This window comes from Mordavella massiliensis, from assembly GCF_016901695.1.
In the GTDB taxonomy this organism is placed as follows: domain Bacteria; phylum Bacillota; class Clostridia; order Lachnospirales; family Lachnospiraceae; genus Claveliimonas; species Claveliimonas massiliensis_A.
Genome location: NZ_JACJKS010000007.1, coordinates 35,569 through 52,330 on the forward strand (window position 1 = coordinate 35,569; position 16,762 = coordinate 52,330).

A 16,762-nucleotide genomic window follows, 5' to 3' on the forward strand; every position below is an offset into this window, starting at 1 on the left:
AAAAAGAGGTGGCATCACCGTCCCGGCAATGCCACATCCCATGTTACGTATCTTACCTGAGGATCAGCTGCACGATCGAAGCGACAATGATGACCGCGCCCAGAATGATCCGGTAATAGCCGAAGATCTTAAAGTCATGCTGCTTGATGTATCCCATGAGGAACTTGATCGCCGCGATGGACACACCGAAGGATACGACGCAGCCAAGAAGCAGCATGACCGCCTCCTTCCCCGTAAAGGAGAGCCCGAAGCCCAGGATCTTCAGGAAGCTGGCTCCGAACATGACCGGGATGGCCAGGAAGAAGGTGAACTCTGCCGCCACCCCTCTCGAGATGCCGATCATCAGCGCGCCCACGATGGTGGCGCCGGAGCGGGATGTTCCGGGTATGAGCGCCAGCATCTGGAACACACCGATCCAGATCAGCATCTGGACCGTCAGCTCCGAGATCTTCGTCACTCTCGGCTGCACATGCCGGTTCCGGTTCTCTACGATGATGAACAGGATACCGTAGACGATGAGCATGACTGCAACCGGAAGCGGCTTATAGAACAGGGCGTCCAGGTAATCGTTGAAGAGCAGTCCCACGATCGCCGCAGGCACGGACGCGATAGCCACCTTGATCCACATCTGCCAGGTCAGCATCTTCTGCTTCCGCGACTTCTTCGGCGAGAACGGGTTCAGCTTGTGGAAGTACAGCACGACCACCGCCATGATGGCGCCCAGCTGGATCACCACGTTGAACATCTCCATAAAGGCATCGCTCAGGTCCGGCTTCAGGACGTCCCCCACCAGGATCAGATGGCCGGTGCTGCTGACCGGAAGCCACTCTGTGATCCCCTCTACAATACCGAGGACAATAACTTTCAGAATATCCAGTATCATTTTCAATCTCCTTATACTTTACAATACATATTTTTCAATGGCAGCCGCCACTCCGTCGCAGTCGTTGGAGAGGGTGATCACATCCGCCGCCTCTTTCACTGTGTCAAGGGCGTTCTCCATGGCCACGCCAAGGCCTGCCTCCCGGAGCATCGCGATGTCGTTGGCGCCGTCCCCGCAGGCCATGATCTCCTCCCTGCGGATCCCCAGGATCTCTCCCAGCATCAGGAGCCCTCTCCCCTTGTTGACGCCTTTTGCATTCACTTCTATATTATTGCGTAAAGCGCCCGTGATTTCAATATCCGGCACCTCTTTTTTTACTTTTTCCCACATTTCCCTGCACAGTTCCTCCGTAGGGAAGATCGCCTGCACTTTGTCCGTGGGCGCCTTTCTCTCCTCAAACAGCGCCAGAACGTCGTCCACTCCCTGTCTCGTGCCTGCTATGTACCGGGCCATGGGCGCCGCCGGGACATACTCATGGATCCGCGCCAGCTTCTCCCTGTCCGCGTATCCCACGCCGTCGTAGTACACCTCCAGCATGGCGTCGCAGCCGCTGCAGATCTCCAGCACCTTCCGCCCTGTCTCATAGGGGACAAGCTGCTCCAAAAGCACCTTCCCCTCCTTCATATCTACGATCCGGGAGCCGTTGGATGCCACTGCGTAGCGGATGCCCGGGAAGTGCAGGACCTTCTCCGGGATCCCCGTGAGCGGACGCCCGGTGGCCGGCAGAACGACCACGCCTCTTCGGATGGCCTCGGTCAACACCTGCCTCGTATGCTCTGTCAGTTCTTTCTCCGATGTCAGGAGCGTCCCGTCCAGGTCCAGTCCGACCATCCGTATCCTAGTGCTGCACTTTGTCATACGCCAGCAGCTCCTTTCCCTCTCTTGTAAAGAGCAGCAGGTTCCTGCTGACTCTGTCCTGACTCCTCTCATAGGCCTCGTTCCCGAACTCCATCAGGCGCTGGAGCTTCACCTCGTCCCCTGCAGGCACGAAGACGACCATATCCTTGGAGGGCACCATGATCGCCAGATCGTCCTCCAGCCTCTGGGCGCAGACGTCCCAGATGTGTTTCAGGCACAGGGAGCTGGCCTCGTGGTAGCCGTCCGCCACGATCACCATGCCGCCGAACCAGGTGTGTCCGATGACATACTCCACATTCTTTGCCAGGTTCTCGCAGGCGGTGTAGTAGAGCTGCTCAATATCGCAGTCCGGGGGAAGCATGTTATCCTTAATGATCTCATATGCGTCCTCCCCCCGCTGTATGACCAGCATGACGGTCAGATCCCCCACAAAGGAGATCAGAGGAGTGTCTTTCTCGGAGATATCCTTGCCGTTCAGCGCATGGATATCGCGCAGCTCCTCCTTAACCCACGGATAGATCTTATCCTTTATATTTTCCAGCAGATAGTGTTCTTCCTCGTATTTTTTCATAAATTTTTCCTCTCTCAGGTATAATATTCTTTAAAATTTCTATATTATTTATCATAACAAAAATTGCTTAATAAAGCAATTTGTAGTATAATAGATAAGCGTCCGGGCACGGAAATATATTTGCCCGGCTGTTCATCTCGCCGAGAGAAAGGAAATGTATATATGATGAGTACAAGATTAAAACGCATGCTGCGGGCCGGCGTTGTCGCCGGATGTGTCGCGGCCATGGGGTGTACAGGCACTCTGGTATACGCAGAACCTTCTACGGAAGAACTGGAAAGACAGAAAGGCGCCCTCGAGAACGAGGTGGCAGGCCTCAACGAAGAGCTGAATAGTCTTGGCAGCGATATCGACAGTCTCGCGACCCAGATGGAAGAGACAGCCGCCGCCATGGAAGAAACACAGAAACGGATGGATGAAGCACAGAAGAGGGGCGAGGAACAGTACGAAGCCATGAAGCTCCGCATCAAGTACATGTACGAGGCTGGCAATACCACCTTCCTCGAACTGCTCTGCTCCGCGGAAGACATGGCTGATTTTCTGAACAAGACGGATTTTGTACAAAACGTAAGCGAATACGACAGGGACATGCTCCAGGCACTGGAGGATACCCAGGAGGAGATCCGCATGGAGGGCGATGAGCTCAAAGAGCAGCAGACCGCTCTCGCAGATATGGAGGAGGAGCTGAACGCAAAGCGCTCCGAGCTGGAATCACAGATCGCCTCCAAGTCTGACCAGATCTCACAGTACAGCAGCCAGATCGAGAAGGCCAAGGCAGCGGAGGCCCTCCTTGCACAGCAGCGGGCAGCAGCCCAGCAAGCGGCGCAGCAGCAGGCCGCCGTGGGCGGAAGCGCAGGCAGTGCAGGCGGCACTGTTTCCACCGACGGCAAACAGAGCATTGGACGGTTCCGCGTCACGCACTACTGTCCCTGCTACTACTGCTGCGGTTCCTGGGCCGGTTCCAACACGGCCAGCGGCACGGTTCCCACAGTGGGACGCACCATTGCGGTAGACCCGAGCGTCATCCCGCTCGGCTCACAGGTTATCATCAACGGCCACGTCTACACGGCCGAGGATACCGGAAGCGCGGTCAAGGGCAATGTCATCGACGTCTTTGTGAGCGACCACGCCACAGCGCTTGCCAACGGAGTGTTCTACACAGAAGTGTACTGGGCGAATTAAATCTGTTCTATATAAAATCAGGAGAGCATCCCAAACACCGGGATATTCTCCTGATTTTTTTGCGTACTCTGATAGAAACTGCGTTGTGGGCCACGGTAAAACTCCGCTTTCTCGTCAGTTCGCCGGCTTCGCCCCTGCCAGCCAGCTCTTCACCTGTTCCAGGCTCTCGCCTACTGCGCTGGCGATCTGCTCCGGCGTCAGCCCCATCCGCGAGAGATTCAGGGTGGTGGAGTGGGCTTTCTTCTTTCCGCCTTGTGCCTCGCCGATCTTTCTGCCACGTTCCATAATTCTTTCTGATACTTCACACATGATATCCACGCCTCCTTCTTCCCGCTTCAGATAGCGCACCCGCTTCGATAATTCTCCCTCGCTGTCGTCGTCCGCATCCGCCAATCTCTCTGCTGATAATGGGAATTAAAAGCATTGAGATTTTCCTGAATGTAATAGAAAAACAGATGCAGCCAACGCTGCGTTAGAATCAGACATGCCGGAAACATAATGCTTTTACATATGATACCACAGGCAGGGAAAAAAAGCCAGGGTTTATATAACTAAAGGGGCCCGCTGCTGCGGACCCCCGTTGTGAGAAAACCATATAAGAAAACCTATTTTCCGTAGTAGCACTTCAGGTAGATCTCTTTCATCTCCTTCATGATCGGATATCTCGGGTTAGCTCCTGTACACTGATCGTTGAAGGCCTGCTCCACCATCTCATCCAGTGTGTCGAGGAAGTACTTCTCGTCAATGCCGTACTCCTGGATGGAGTTCTTGATGCCGATCTTCTCCTTCAGCTCTTCCAGCTTCGCGATGAAATCGTCGAACACTTCCTGATCCGTGCTGCCCTTGCATCCTGCAAAGCGTCCCAGCTCTGCGTAGTCTGCCAGTGCATGCGGATACTGATACTGGGAGAAGGTTCCCATCCTTGTGGGCACTTCCGCCGCGTTGTACTTCATCACCTCTGTCAGCAGGACTGCGTTTGCGATACCGTGCGGCAGGTGATGGAAGGCGCCCAGCTTGTGAGCCATGGAGTGGTTCAGTCCCAGGAATGCGTTGGCGAATGCCATACCTGCCATGCAGGAAGCGTTTGCCATGAACTCGCGGGCCTTGGGATCTTTTGCGCCGTTCTCATATGCGGACGGCAGGTAATCAAATACCATCTTGACCGCCTTCATGGAGAGACCCTTTGTGAAGTCTGTCGCCATAATGGATACATAGGACTCGATGGCGTGCGTCATAACGTCGATACCGGATGCGCATGTCAGTCCCTTGGGCTGTGTCATCATGTTGTCCACGTCTACGATCGCCATGTCAGGCAGGAGCTCGTAGTCCGCGATCGGCCATTTCACGCCCGTCGTCGCATCCGTGATGATGGCGAACGGCGTCACCTCGGAACCTGTACCGGAAGAAGTGGGGATCGCCACAAAGTAAGCCTTCTCGCCCATCTTCGGGAAGGTGAACACCCTCTTACGGATATCCATGAAGTCCATGGCCATATCCTCGAAGTTTGCCTCCGGATGCTCGTACATCACCCACATGATCTTGGCCGCGTCCATTGCGGAACCGCCGCCCAGCGCGATGATCGTGTCAGGGCCGAACTGTCTCATCTGGTCCACGCCCTTCTCCGCGCACTGCAGTGTCGGGTCCGGAGCGACCTCGTAGTAGCATGTATGCTGAATGCCCATCTCGTCCAGTTTCTCCTCGATCGGCTTCACATACCCGTTCTGGTACAGGAATGTATCTGTAACGATGAACGCTTTCTTCTTGTGCATCACAGTTCCCAGCTCGTCCAGGGCAACCGGCATGCAGCCTTTCTTAAAGTAAACCTTCTCAGGTGTTCTGAACCACAGCATATTCTCTCTCCTCTCGGCAACGGTCTTGATGTTGATCAGATGTTTGACTCCCACGTTCTCTGATACGGAGTTGCCGCCCCAGGAACCACATCCGAGAGTGAGGGACGGAGCCAGCTTGAAGTTGTAGAGGTCTCCGATACCGCCCTGGGAAGAAGGTGTGTTGATCAGGATACGGCATGTCTTCATGGCCGCCTCAAACTTCTCGATCTTCTCTGTCTGCGCCGTGTCTATGTAAAGGGAGGACGTGTGTCCGTATCCGCCGTCAGCGACAAGTCTCTCTGCCTTCTCCACTGCCTCGTCAAATGTCTTTGCCTTGTACATGGCAAGCACGGGCGAGAGTTTCTCGTGTGCGAACTCCTCGGAGATGTCCACAGACTCTACCTCACCAATGAGGATCTTCGTGTTCTCAGGCACTTTTACACCTGCCATCTCGGCGATCTCCACAGCGGATTTTCCGGGGATCTTGTTGTTCAGGGCGCCGTTGATGATGATCGTCTTGCGCACCTTGTTCAGCTCATCGCCGGGTTTCAGGAAGTAGCAGCCGCGGTATGCGAACTCTTTCTTCACTTCCTCATAAATGCTCTCCAGAACGGTCACGGACTGCTCGGAGGCACAGATCATACCATTGTCAAATGTCTTGGAGTGGATGACGGAGTTCACGGCATTCTTGATGTCCGCTGTCTCATCGATGATGACCGGTGTGTTTCCGGGGCCTACGCCTACGGCCGGCTTGCCGGATGAGTACGCGGATTTCACCATGCCGGGGCCGCCTGTCGCCAGGATCAGGTCAGACTCCTTCATAACGGTTGTTGTAAGCTCCAGAGACGGTGCGTCGATCCATCCGATGATCCCTTCCGGTGCACCTGCCTTCACTGCTGCGTCCAGAACGATCCTGGCCGCCTCGATGGTGCAGGCCTTGGCTGCCGGATGGGGGCTGATGATGATGGCGTTTCTCGTCTTCAGACAGATCAGTGTCTTGAAGATAGCGGTGGATGTGGGGTTCGTCGTCGGGATGACAGCCGCCACAAGTCCGACGGGCTCGGCGATCTTCTTGATGCCGTACGCCTTGTCCTCCTCAAACACGCCGCACGTCTTTGTGTTCTTGTAAGCATTGTAGGTATACTCGGCTGCATAGTGGTTCTTGATGACCTTGTCTTCCACGACGCCGCGTCCGGTCTCCTCAACTGCCTGCTTTGCCAGCGGAATACGCATCTTGTTGGCCGCCATAGCCGCCTCAAAGAAAATCTTGTCCACCTGCTCCTGGGTGTAGGTGGCAAATACCTTCTGAGCCTCTCTCATAGCCTTCATCTTGGCTTCCAGAGCTTCCACGCTGTCAATGAATGCAGGTACTGCTGCTTCTTTCTTCTTCGCCATTTTGGTGTTCCTCCCTAAATAGTTTTCTTGGTTTTCTTTGATCTGCGTTTAGTATACATGTTCGTTAAATATTTGTCAATATATTTTTGATATTTTTTTAACGATTTTTTATTCCCGATTTTCTTCCGACGGGAATAACGCTGCCCTCCTTCCATTGCATTTTCTCTTAGTGTCGCTATTCTATCATATTTGTTATAAATTGTAACTACTATTCCAATAAGTAGTTTAATTAACGATGTTATACCTGATATTTGTCTAAATATTCACATTTTTATACAATCACCGGCAGTGCCAAGAGGCACATTCTGGGATGATAAGCGGTCGCCAGGATCCCGGGCAGGCCCGGACTTTGGCTCGTTGCCAGCACAAAAAAAGAGTCCCATACGGAACTCTTTTTTACAGTGCATTTTGTTTTCTCTATACAAGCTCGATCAGAACTTCCATGGCAGCATCGCCCTTACGCTGGCCGATCTTGATGATCCTTGTGTAACCGCCGTTGCGGTCTGCATACTTCGGAGCGATCTCGTCGAACAGCTTGGCTACCATATCGATCTCTTTTGTGTTTTTCTTTCTGCCGGCTGCTGTCTTCGGCACCTCTGTCACAGGGCAGAGAACCTTCAGCATCTGACGTCTTGCGTGAAGTCTGGAAGGCATATCCTTCTTGATCTTCTTCTCAACCTCGTCGTAAACAGTTACCTTCTTGCCGTCTACAACTTCCTTCACTCTCTTGCCGTCCTTGTCCTTGCGGGCAACCTTGGCCTTAACGGTCACTTCCTCGAAGTTGTCCTTCTCCTTTACTGCCAGCGCGATCAGGCCCTCAGCGATCTTGCGGATCTCTTTTGCCTTCGCCTCTGTCGTGCGGATCTTGCCGTTGTTTAAGAGAGCTGTCACCTGGTTTCTTAATAAAGCTTTTCTCTGGCTGGATGTTCTGCCGAGTTTTCTATACTTTGCCATTTTTCTTATCCTCCATATTTCACATCTGGTTATGCATCTTCGGGCTTACTAGCCAAATGCCGCCGCCATGCATCTTTGGGCTTACTGGCGGACCGGGCTGTGGGTTATTATAAGGTAGTTCTACGAACCGGAACTCGAGCGGCGCCGCGGGCGGCTTGCTCCCGCTAAGTGCTTACTCTTCCCCCTGGCTCAGCTCAAGGCCAAGCTCTTTTAATTTCGCCAGCACTTCCTCGAGGGACTTGCGGCCCAGGTTGCGGACCTTCATCATATCCTCGGGTGTGCGGTTTGTAAGTTCTTCCACTGTGTTGATGCCTGCGCGTTTCAGGCAGTTGTAGGAACGGACGGAGAGCTCCAGCTCATCGATGCTCATCTCGAGAACCTTCTCCTTCTCATCGTCCTCCTTCTCGATCATGACTTCCGCAGCCTGCGCCACCTCAGACAGATCGATAAACAGCTTCAGATGCTCGCTGAGCACTTTTGCAGCCAGGCTGACTGCCTCGTCGGGAAGCAGCGTGCCGTTGGTCCACACATCAAGCGTCAGCTTGTCAAAGTCTGTGATCTGGCCGACACGGGTATTCTCAACCGTCAGGTTGACGCGCTCTACAGGAGTGTAGATGGAGTCGATGGGGATCACGCCCGCTGACATATCCTCACTCTTGTTCTTGTCGGAGCTCACATATCCTCTGCCCTTCGTGATCGTCAGCTCCATGTAAAGCTTGCTGTCCGCGCCGCCGTTTAACGTAGCGATGACGGTCTCCGGGTTCATGATCTCGATGTCAGAGTCAGCCTGGATGTCCGCGGCTGTCACAACACCCTCGCCCTCGAACTCGATGTAGGCCGTCTTCGGCTCATCGGTCTCGGATGAGTTCTTGATCGCCAGAGACTTCAGGTTCATGATGATCTCTGTCACATCTTCCTTCACGCCTGGGATTGAGCTGAACTCATGCAGCACCCCGTCGATCTTCACCTGGCTGATCGCAGCTCCGGGAAGAGAGGAGAGCATGATCCGTCTCAGAGAATTTCCGAGTGTTGTGCCGTAGCCTCTCTCAAGAGGCTCCACAACAAATCTTCCATATCTCTTATCATCTGACATTTCTGTGATCTCAATATTTGGTTTATTAAAATCAAACACTATATAGTCCCTCCTTATGGGCTCATAATTTACTGAGGGTTAATACATTTTCCAAATAATGCTATATCAATTATTTAGAATATAACTCGACGATCAGCATCTCGTCTACAGGAACGTCAATCTCATCGCGTGTCGGAAGCTCTTTCACTGTTCCCTTAAGGGCCTCCTGATCAACCTCGAGCCATGCCGGAACGAGACGTCCGCCTGTCACCTCAAGGATGTCTTTGTATCTCTGGGAACCTTTGCATTTCTCTTTGATCTCGATCACATCGCCGGCCTTTACAAGGTAAGAGGGGATGTTCACCTGCTTGCCGTTTACGAGCACGTGCTTGTGGTCTACGATCTGTCTTGCCTCGCGGCGCGTTCTTGCAAGACCCATGCGGAATACCACATTGTCAAGTCTTGTCTCAAGAAGGACCATCAGGTTTGTACCTGTCATACCCTTCTGCTGTTTTGCCTTCTTGTAGTAGTTTCTGAACGGCTTCTCAAGTACGCCGTAGATGAACTTTGCTTTCTGCTTCTCGCGCAGCTGAAGGCCGTACTCGCTCATCTTTCTGTTGGATCTCTTTAACTGTCTGTTGGACTTTTTATCAATTCCTAAATAGACGGGGTCCATTCCAAGGGAACGGCATCTTTTAAGAACCGGAACTCTGTTTACTGCCATGTTTTCGTTTTCCTCCTGATTTCTACGGATATCTGTTTATATTGTTTCCAGTATAAAACGTACTGTTGAAGATTAGACTCTTCTGCGCTTCGGCGGACGGCATCCGTTGTGCGGAACCGGAGTCACGTCTCTGATGCTTGTAACGTCGATTCCACATGCCTGAAGGGCACGGATCGCTGCCTCTCTTCCTGAACCAGGTCCTTTTACCATAACATCTACTGTCTTTAAGCCGTGTACCAGAGCTGCCTTTGCTGCTGTCTCAGCTGCCATCTGTGCTGCGTACGGAGTAGATTTCCTTGAACCTCTAAATCCCAGACCACCGGCACTTGCCCATGACAGAGCGTTTCCCTGTGCATCAGTTAATGTCACGATCGTGTTGTTAAAAGATGACTGGATGTGTGCCTGTCCGTGTTCAACGTTTTTCTTGACACGTTTTTTTGTCACTTTCTTTGTAACTTTCTTTGCCATTTAAACTAACCTACTTTCTTAGATTTTGCGTTGTTTCGATATTATATATAAAATAGTTCGCTCAACTAAGCTCAGGCTGCGCGCTTAGCGCTTGCCTTCACTAAGTTATTTCTTTTTGTTCGCAACTGTTCTCTTAGGACCTTTTCTTGTTCTTGCGTTTGTCTTTGTCTTCTGTCCGCGAACCGGAAGTCCTTTTCTGTGACGGATACCTCTGTAGCATCCGATCTCCTGTAATCTCTTGATGTTGAGGGCGATCTCTCTTCTGAGGTCACCTTCTACCATCTGTGTCTCGTCGATCACTGCGCTGATCTTCTTAACGTCCTCGTCTGTCAGATCTCTGCAGCGGATATCAGGGTCTACCCCTGCCTCTTTCAGAATGCGTGTTGCGCTCGGTCTTCCGATACCATAGATATAAGTAAGTCCGATCTCTACACGTTTGTCTCTCGGTAAGTCTACACCTGCAATACGAGCCATGTGATTTTCCTCCATTTGATTCTTTTTTTAATATTGTCCTAAATTGAGGCTGCGGGTACTGGATACGCTCCTGTTCCCTACCGGGATCTCTTTATTACACGCGCCTTGTACGCTGTCCCGATATCCCAGCCCAGGCGTGTCGGTATTCACGCCCTTTCCGGCAGCCGCTGCTGTCGCATCGGCTAATGACCGCCGGTATTGTAAGCAATATACTAGAAACCCCTGTGGACGGAACCACATTCTGCCGGTGTTTCATGTATATTAAATAGTACGATCACTCCACACACACCCTGGCGTGTCATACTATCAGCCGCCTAAATTGGTTGCATAAACTATCCTTGTGCCAAAACAAATTTACACGTCCGTGCGCCTAAGCTCACGCCGCGTCTGACGACTTGCGTTCACTAACGCTTGGGACGAATCTTCTCACTAAGTTCATGCTGCGCGTAGCCGCTTGCATTCACTAAGTGTTCAGAATTAGCCCTGGCGCTGTTTATGCTTCGGGTTCTCGCAGATAATGCGAATGCTTCCTTTTCTCTTGATTACTTTGCACTTTTCGCAAATTGGTTTTACTGATGATCTAACCTTCACGTCAAATCCTCCTTTCATCCATTGCCTGCCTTGTTCCGCGGTGCTTTTCCCGGAAATCTTGTAACAAGGCATAAAAATCCCCTGGAAACGCGCCTATATAGTATAGCACTGCTTTTCAAGCAAAGTCAATAGATTTTCTGTGATTATTTGTCTCTCCAGATGATTCTTCCCTTGGAGAGATCGTAGGGTGACAGCTCCAGCGTCACTTTGTCTCCCGGAAGGATCTTGATGAAGTTCATGCGCAGCTTTCCGCTGATGTGCGCCAGCACCTGATGGCCGTTCTCCAGCTCCACCTGGAACATGGCGTTTGGCAGTTTCTCTACTACGGTTCCTTCGATTTCGATAACGTCAGCTTTTGACATGTCTCCTTACTCCTCCTGTTTTCCCTTTTCCTGGTTCAAGTAATTTCTCAGTATCTTCCTCACCGACGCGTCGTCCAGCGCACCGGCTCTCTGTGTGCAGATGGGCTGCACGTGCTTCTTTTTCTTTTTCTTGGGGCGTTCCGCCGTGCGGATCCGGCCGTCCGACAGATATACATATGCGCCGTCCGCCTCTGTTATGACAAACACCTGGCCCGCGTCGTGCCCTGCCAGGGATCTCGCCAGCATCCCGGCTCTATATCTGTCCATCCCCGTCCCTCTTTCCGTACCCGGACAGGGAGAGGATCACGGCACCTTCCTCTGTGACGAGCACTGTGTTTTCATAGTGGGCTGAGAGGGAATGGTCTTTTGTCACGACGGTCCAGTCGTCGTCCAGCCAGCTGACTTCCCATGTGCCCGCGTTGATCATGGGCTCGATCGCCAGCGTCATCCCCGCCTTCAGAAGGGGGCCTTTCCTGCCCTGGCTGTAGTTGGGGATCTCCGGCGCCTCATGCATCTGTGTGCCGATGCCGTGTCCGCACAAGTCGCGGACGACGCCGTACCCCCTCTCCGTCGCATACCTTCCGATCGCGGCAGATATGTCAAATAGATGGTTGCCTTCTTTTGCGTACTTTATTCCCTCAAAGAAGCATTCCCGGGTCACGTCGATCAGCCGCTGCGCCTCCTTGCTGATGTGGCCGATGCCGTAAGTCCTGGCCGCATCTGAGTGATAGCCCTTGTAGATCACGCCGGCATCCAGGCTCACGATATCCCCCTCCCGGATGAACCGGTGGGGACTCGGGATCCCGTGCACGACCTCCTCGTTGACCGAGACGCAGATGGATGCCGGATAGCCGTTGTAGTTCAGGAAGGAGGGCTCGCAGCCGTAGCTGCGGATCAGCTCCTCCCCGAGCCTGTCGATCTCCAGCGTCGTCATCCCCGGATGAAGCGCTTTTGCCAGTTCGTTGTGGACAGTCTCAAGGATCCTGCCCGCCTCTGTCATCAGTTCGATCTCTCTGGATGATTTTATCGTGATCGGCATATTCCTACGCTCCCAGGATCTCTGTGATCGCCCGGAACACGTCGTCGATATCCACGGTTCCGTCTACCGTGCGCAGGATGCCTGCGTTCGTGTAGTAGTCAATGAGGGGCTGTGTCTGCTCGTGGTACACATCCAGTCTCTTCTGCACAGTCTCCGGCTTGTCGTCATCGCGCAGGATCAGCTCGCCGCCGCACACATCGCAGATGCCTTCCTTCTCTGTGGGGGCGTACTCGATGTGGTATGTAGCTCCGCATCCCACGCACGCTCTTCTTCCGCCCATGCGGTGCACGATATTCTCATCCGGCACGTTCACGTCAATGGCGTAGTCCATCTTCTGTCCCATCGCGGCAAGCGCCTTTGTGAGCGCCTCAGCCTGGGGGATCGTCCGCGGGAAGCCGTCCAGCACGTAACCGTTTTTGCAGTCCTCCTGGTTTACGCGGTCCACAACCAGGTCAACGACCAGCTCGTCCGGCACGAGAAGGCCCTGATCCATGTATGTCTTGGCCTTCTTCCCAAGCTCTGTCCCGTTCTTGATGTTGGCGCGGAAGATGTCCCCGGTGGAGATGTGGGGAATGTCATACTTTGCAGCGATTTTCTTGGCCTGGGTTCCCTTGCCTGCTCCAGGCGCACCTAACATGATAATCTTCATACTCGTATTCCTCCTTATAGCATTTTAACCCGCGAAAAAATCTTCCGCGAGTTGAAACCATACGTATGCCCGGCTTGCGTGCCGGAGATGCAGGATCTGCATCCCGGCCCCTCGCCTGCGGCATCCCCCGCCGGGGGTATTAACTATTTAAAAATCCCTTGTAATTGCGTACCAGCATCTGGGATTCGATCTGCTTGATCGTCTCAAGCGTCACGCTGACAATGATGATCAGCGACGTGCCGCCGAAGGACACGTTCGCTCCCAGCCAGCCGTTGAACAGGATCGGTACGACCTGTACAAGGATCAGTCCGCATGCACCGATAAAGATGATATAGTTCAGGATCTTTGTGAGGTACTCTACTGTCGGCTTGCCCGGGCGGATACCGGGGATAAAGCCGCCGCTCTTCTTCATGTTATTCGCGATCTCCATCGGGTTGAAGGTGATGGAGGTATAGAAGTAAGCGAAGAATACAGTGAGCACAATGTAAACGATCAGTCCCCATGAGTACTTGATCTGCTGCGGGTTGCACCAGTTGGACTGGTTCAGGCCTCGCAGGATCTCGCTCCCGATGCCGTTCCCGTCGCCCTTTCCAAGGAAGGTCGCGATCAGGATCGGTGTCTGCATCAGGGATGAGGAGAAGATGATCGGGATCACGCCGGCTGTGTTCACGCGCAGCGGGATGTAGGTGGACTGTCCGCCGAACATCCTCCGGCCCTGCATCTTCTGTGAATACTGCACCGCGATCCTTCTCTGTCCGTCCTGCAGGAAGATGACAAACACGACGAGGACGATGATGATCGCAAGGATGATCACCGCTGCCAGGCCTCCGGATGCAAGGCTTTTGCCTTTCACGAACTGCTCATAGAGCGTCGCCATATCGCTGGGGATGCGGGAGATGATGTTGATCACAAGCACGATGGAAATACCGTTTCCAACGCCTTTTTCCGTGATCCGCTCGCCGCACCACATCAGGAATGCGCTTCCGGCTGTGAGTGTCAGTACAACGATGGCTGCATTGACGAAGTTAAACTCTTTAAGAAGTCCCTGGCGTCCGAAACCGACTGCCATGGCCGTCGACTGGATCAGCGACAGGCCGACTGTCAGGTAGCGGGTGATCGCAGCGATCTTCTTTCTTCCATCTTCCCCGTCCTTATGCATCTCCTCCAGCTTCGGTATCGCGATGGTGAGAAGCTGCATAATGATGGATGATGTGATGTATGGTGTGATGCTCAGGGCCAGCACGGACATCTGCTCAAAAGAGCCGCCGGTGATGGCGTTAAAGAAGTTGAACGCCTCACCAGTGTTCTGTGCGAAGAAGTCCTTGATGAAATCCGGATCCACACCAGGTGTGGGCAGCTCAGATCCGATCCGGATCACGATCAGCATCATGAACGTGTACAGGATCTTTTTGCGGATATCCGCGATCTGAAATGCCCGTCTAACTGTCTGAAACATTAGATCACCTCTACTTTGCCACCAAGTGCCTCAATCTTTGCTGCTGCGCCTGCGCTGAACGCATTCGCCTGAACTGTGAGCTTCTTTGTCAGCTCGCCGTTTCCAAGGATCTTCACGCCATCCCTGGGGTTCTTTACAATGCCCTTCTCGATCAGTGTATCTACGGATACAACTGCGTCGTTGTCGAACACCTCGAGAGCGCTCACGTTGATGCCTACGATCGTCTTGCTGTTTCTGTTCGTGAAGCCTCTCTTCGGGATCCTTCTATATAAAGGCATCTGTCCGCCTTCAAAACCCGGTCTTGTACCGCCGGAGCGGGCCTTCTGTCCTTTGTGTCCCTTGCCGGCTGTCTTGCCGTTTCCGGAGCCGTGTCCACGTCCTCTTCTGAAGTTGTTGCTCTGTTTTGCCCCGTCAGCAGGTCTTAAATTTGATAAGTCCATTCTGACACCTCCTTACTGTGTGATCTTCCTTAAGCTTCCTCTACTTTTACGAGATGCTGTACCTGTTTTACCATTCCCCTTGTCGCCGCGTTGTCCGGTAAAACAACAGTCTTGCCTGTCTTCTTAAGTCCTAAAGCTTCTACTGTCCTCTTATGCTTCGGCACAGCACCGATCGTGGATTTTACCAGTGTGATCTTTAAATCTGCCATTGTTCATCTGCCTCCTTAGCCTAAGATTTCCTCGACGGATCTTCCGCGGAGCTTGGATACCTCTTCCGGTGTCTTTACTTCCTTCAGTCCCTCGATCGTAGCAAGCACTACATTCTGCTTGTTGTTGGAACCAAGAGACTTTGTACGGATGTTCTTGATCCCCGCCATCTCGATCACGGCACGGGCCGGACCTCCGGCGATCACTCCGGTACCGTCCGGTGCTGTCTTCAGAAGCACGGATGCGCTTCCGAACTTACCGATCTGGTCGTGTGTGATACTTCCGTTCTCGTCCAGAGCTACTGTGATCAGCTTCTTCGCTGCGTCTTCTTTTCCTTTGCGGATCGCTTCCGGGATCTCGGCTGCCTTTCCTAAGCCTGCGCCCACATGGCCGTTGCCATCGCCCACAACAACAAGAGCTGTAAATCTCATGTTGCGGCCGCCTTTAACAACCTTGGTTACACGCTTAATTGACACTACTTTTTCATTTAATTCTAACTGACTAGCATCAATACGTTCCTGTTTCATGTGTGTTCTCCCTTCCTAGAATTCCAGTCCGGCTTCGCGTGCTGCATCTGCAAGCGCCTGAACTTTTCCGTGGTATACAAATCCGCCTCTGTCAAAAACGACTTCCTTGATACCCTTTTCCAGAGCCTTCTGTGCAATTACCTTGCCCAGAGCAGCCGCTGCCTCAACATTGTTGGTCTTCTCAAGGTCTGCCTTCACATCTTTCTGAAGAGTGGAAGCAGAGACCAGAGTGTTCCCAGCTACATCGTCAATAATCTGTGCATACATGTGATTATTGCTTCTGAATACGGCGAGGCGTGGGCATTCGGGTGTACCGCTTAAACGGTTACGTAATTTTCTGTGCTTTTTAACACGTACTTCTGTTCTTGATTTCTTGCTAACCATTTTCACACTCTCCTTATTTATTTCTTACCAGTCTTACCAACTTTACGTCTGATCACTTCGTCAGCGTACTTGATACCCTTGCCCTTGTAAGGCTCAGGTCTTCTCTTGTCTCTGATCTCAGCCGCATACTGGCCAACTTTTTCCTTGTCAATTCCCTGGACTGTGATCTTGTTCTGACCCTCCAGAACTGTCTCAACGCCCTCGGGATCGATCATCTCTACCGGGTGAGAGTATCCCAGGCTGAGCGTCAGCTTGTTGCCGGACTTTGCAGCCCTGTAGCCGACACCGTTTACCTCAAGGACTTTCTTATATCCCTCTGTCACACCGACAACCATGTTGTTGATCAGTGTTCTTGTGAGGCCGTGAAGGGATTTCATTCTCTTCAGGTCGTTCGGTCTTGTGACAACGATCTGATCTCCCTCCTGCTTGATCTCCATTTCAACCGGGAGCTCTTTCTCAAGCGTTCCCTTCGGACCCTTAACGGTCACTTTGTTATTCTCTGCGATCTCAACAGTAACGCCTGCCGGGATCGTGATTGGCAGTCTTCCGATACGTGACATACCATGTCCTCCTTAACTTAAATTTTCGGAGCAGATGCTTTGGCCTGCTCTGTTTTCAGTTGCTGTGAACACTTAGCGAGGTTCCTCACGAGCTTAGTGTGAACGCACACCCGGCCCACTTGGCGAGGTCCTCCACG

Annotated in this window: 22 protein-coding genes; 1 reads left to right on the forward strand and 21 read right to left on the reverse strand. The window is 52.7% G+C overall.

The genetic code is table 11. The features are described 5' to 3' along the window. Positions 1–52 precede the first annotated feature (52 nt). Genes H6A20_RS06510 through H6A20_RS06520 form a run of 3 tightly spaced genes read right to left on the reverse strand, consistent with a single transcriptional unit; the run spans position 53 to position 2,312 of the window. The gene (locus H6A20_RS06510; protein WP_207750384.1) at positions 53–883 is read right to left on the reverse strand and encodes an undecaprenyl-diphosphate phosphatase; all 831 of its coding nucleotides are present in this window, start codon (positions 881–883) and stop codon (positions 53–55) included. Positions 884–901: 18 nt separating this feature from the next. Then, positions 902–1,741 (reverse strand): Cof-type HAD-IIB family hydrolase, encoded by an 840-nt coding sequence (locus H6A20_RS06515; RefSeq protein ID WP_204906332.1) that lies wholly within the window; start codon positions 1,739–1,741, stop codon positions 902–904. After that, positions 1,722–2,312, reverse strand: coding sequence for a DUF1444 domain-containing protein (locus tag H6A20_RS06520; RefSeq protein WP_204906333.1), 591 nt, complete (start codon positions 2,310–2,312; stop codon positions 1,722–1,724). Before H6A20_RS06520 ends, H6A20_RS06515 begins: the two co-directional genes overlap by 20 nt. 165 nt (positions 2,313–2,477) lie before the next feature. Here H6A20_RS06520 and H6A20_RS06525 point away from each other — a divergent pair, with 165 nt between their 5' ends. After that, a complete protein-coding gene (locus tag H6A20_RS06525) occupies positions 2,478–3,494 on the forward strand; it encodes a 3D domain-containing protein (RefSeq protein WP_204906334.1) in 1,017 nt (338 codons plus the stop codon). A gap of 114 nt (positions 3,495–3,608) precedes the next feature. Here the strand turns inward: H6A20_RS06525 and H6A20_RS06530 are convergent, their stop codons facing one another. The 18 genes from H6A20_RS06530 to rplF all read right to left on the reverse strand — a co-directional run bounded on the left by H6A20_RS06530 (position 3,609) and on the right by rplF (position 16,625). Beyond that, positions 3,609–3,779 carry a hypothetical protein gene (locus tag H6A20_RS06530; protein ID WP_204906335.1) on the reverse strand — a complete coding sequence of 57 codons (171 nt, stop codon included), beginning with the start codon at positions 3,777–3,779 and terminating at the stop codon, positions 3,609–3,611. Positions 3,780–4,099: 320 nt separating this feature from the next. After that, positions 4,100–6,718, reverse strand: a complete 2,619-nt coding sequence (gene adhE / locus H6A20_RS06535; RefSeq protein ID WP_204906336.1) for a bifunctional acetaldehyde-CoA/alcohol dehydrogenase — start codon at positions 6,716–6,718, stop codon at positions 4,100–4,102. A gap of 417 nt (positions 6,719–7,135) precedes the next feature. Beyond that, complete coding sequence (rplQ, locus tag H6A20_RS06540; protein WP_204906337.1) at positions 7,136–7,672, reverse strand: 50S ribosomal protein L17; 537 nt, start codon at positions 7,670–7,672, stop codon at positions 7,136–7,138. 172 nt (positions 7,673–7,844) lie between these two features. Next, the gene (locus H6A20_RS06545; RefSeq protein WP_204906338.1) at positions 7,845–8,804 is read right to left on the reverse strand and encodes a DNA-directed RNA polymerase subunit alpha; all 960 of its coding nucleotides are present in this window, start codon (positions 8,802–8,804) and stop codon (positions 7,845–7,847) included. 70 nt (positions 8,805–8,874) lie between these two features. Further along, positions 8,875–9,468: a 30S ribosomal protein S4 gene (gene rpsD, locus H6A20_RS06550; protein WP_204906339.1), complete on the reverse strand. Its 594-nt coding sequence runs from the start codon at positions 9,466–9,468 to the stop codon at positions 8,875–8,877. Between the two features lie 72 nt (positions 9,469–9,540). Beyond that, positions 9,541–9,936, reverse strand: coding sequence for a 30S ribosomal protein S11 (gene rpsK, locus H6A20_RS06555; RefSeq protein ID WP_033124796.1), 396 nt, complete (start codon positions 9,934–9,936; stop codon positions 9,541–9,543). A 105-nt stretch (positions 9,937–10,041) separates the two neighbouring features. Then, positions 10,042–10,410, reverse strand: coding sequence for a 30S ribosomal protein S13 (gene rpsM, locus H6A20_RS06560; protein ID WP_076780581.1), 369 nt, complete (start codon positions 10,408–10,410; stop codon positions 10,042–10,044). Between the two features lie 477 nt (positions 10,411–10,887). Then, positions 10,888–11,001, reverse strand: a complete 114-nt coding sequence (gene rpmJ, locus H6A20_RS06565) for a 50S ribosomal protein L36 (RefSeq protein ID WP_003022746.1) — start codon at positions 10,999–11,001, stop codon at positions 10,888–10,890. A 143-nt stretch (positions 11,002–11,144) separates the two neighbouring features. Next, positions 11,145–11,363 carry a translation initiation factor IF-1 gene (gene infA, locus H6A20_RS06570; RefSeq protein WP_004607275.1) on the reverse strand — a complete coding sequence of 73 codons (219 nt, stop codon included), beginning with the start codon at positions 11,361–11,363 and terminating at the stop codon, positions 11,145–11,147. Positions 11,364–11,369: 6 nt separating this feature from the next. Beyond that, positions 11,370–11,630, reverse strand: a complete 261-nt coding sequence (locus tag H6A20_RS06575; protein ID WP_204906340.1) for a KOW domain-containing RNA-binding protein — start codon at positions 11,628–11,630, stop codon at positions 11,370–11,372. Then, the gene (gene map, locus H6A20_RS06580) at positions 11,617–12,402 is read right to left on the reverse strand and encodes a type I methionyl aminopeptidase (protein ID WP_204906341.1); all 786 of its coding nucleotides are present in this window, start codon (positions 12,400–12,402) and stop codon (positions 11,617–11,619) included. The genes H6A20_RS06575 and map overlap by 14 nt, the downstream gene beginning before the upstream one ends. A 4-nt stretch (positions 12,403–12,406) precedes the next feature. Beyond that, positions 12,407–13,051: an adenylate kinase gene (locus tag H6A20_RS06585; protein ID WP_204906342.1), complete on the reverse strand. Its 645-nt coding sequence runs from the start codon at positions 13,049–13,051 to the stop codon at positions 12,407–12,409. Positions 13,052–13,190: 139 nt separating this feature from the next. Then, entirely contained in the window at positions 13,191–14,507 is a 1,317-nt protein-coding gene (gene secY, locus H6A20_RS06590; protein WP_204906343.1) for a preprotein translocase subunit SecY, read from the reverse strand. Then, the gene (gene rplO, locus H6A20_RS06595) at positions 14,507–14,947 is read right to left on the reverse strand and encodes a 50S ribosomal protein L15 (RefSeq protein WP_204906344.1); all 441 of its coding nucleotides are present in this window, start codon (positions 14,945–14,947) and stop codon (positions 14,507–14,509) included. Before rplO ends, secY begins: the two co-directional genes overlap by 1 nt. Before the next feature lie 29 nt (positions 14,948–14,976). Further along, entirely contained in the window at positions 14,977–15,156 is a 180-nt protein-coding gene (rpmD, locus tag H6A20_RS06600) for a 50S ribosomal protein L30 (protein WP_204906345.1), read from the reverse strand. A 15-nt stretch (positions 15,157–15,171) separates the two neighbouring features. Further along, positions 15,172–15,681 (reverse strand): 30S ribosomal protein S5, encoded by a 510-nt coding sequence (gene rpsE / locus H6A20_RS06605; RefSeq protein ID WP_204906346.1) that lies wholly within the window; start codon positions 15,679–15,681, stop codon positions 15,172–15,174. A 15-nt stretch (positions 15,682–15,696) separates the two neighbouring features. Continuing rightward, complete coding sequence (gene rplR / locus H6A20_RS06610; RefSeq protein WP_204906347.1) at positions 15,697–16,065, reverse strand: 50S ribosomal protein L18; 369 nt, start codon at positions 16,063–16,065, stop codon at positions 15,697–15,699. A 17-nt stretch (positions 16,066–16,082) separates the two neighbouring features. Beyond that, positions 16,083–16,625 carry a 50S ribosomal protein L6 gene (rplF, locus tag H6A20_RS06615; RefSeq protein WP_204906348.1) on the reverse strand — a complete coding sequence of 181 codons (543 nt, stop codon included), beginning with the start codon at positions 16,623–16,625 and terminating at the stop codon, positions 16,083–16,085. Positions 16,626–16,762: the final 137 nt, after the last annotated feature.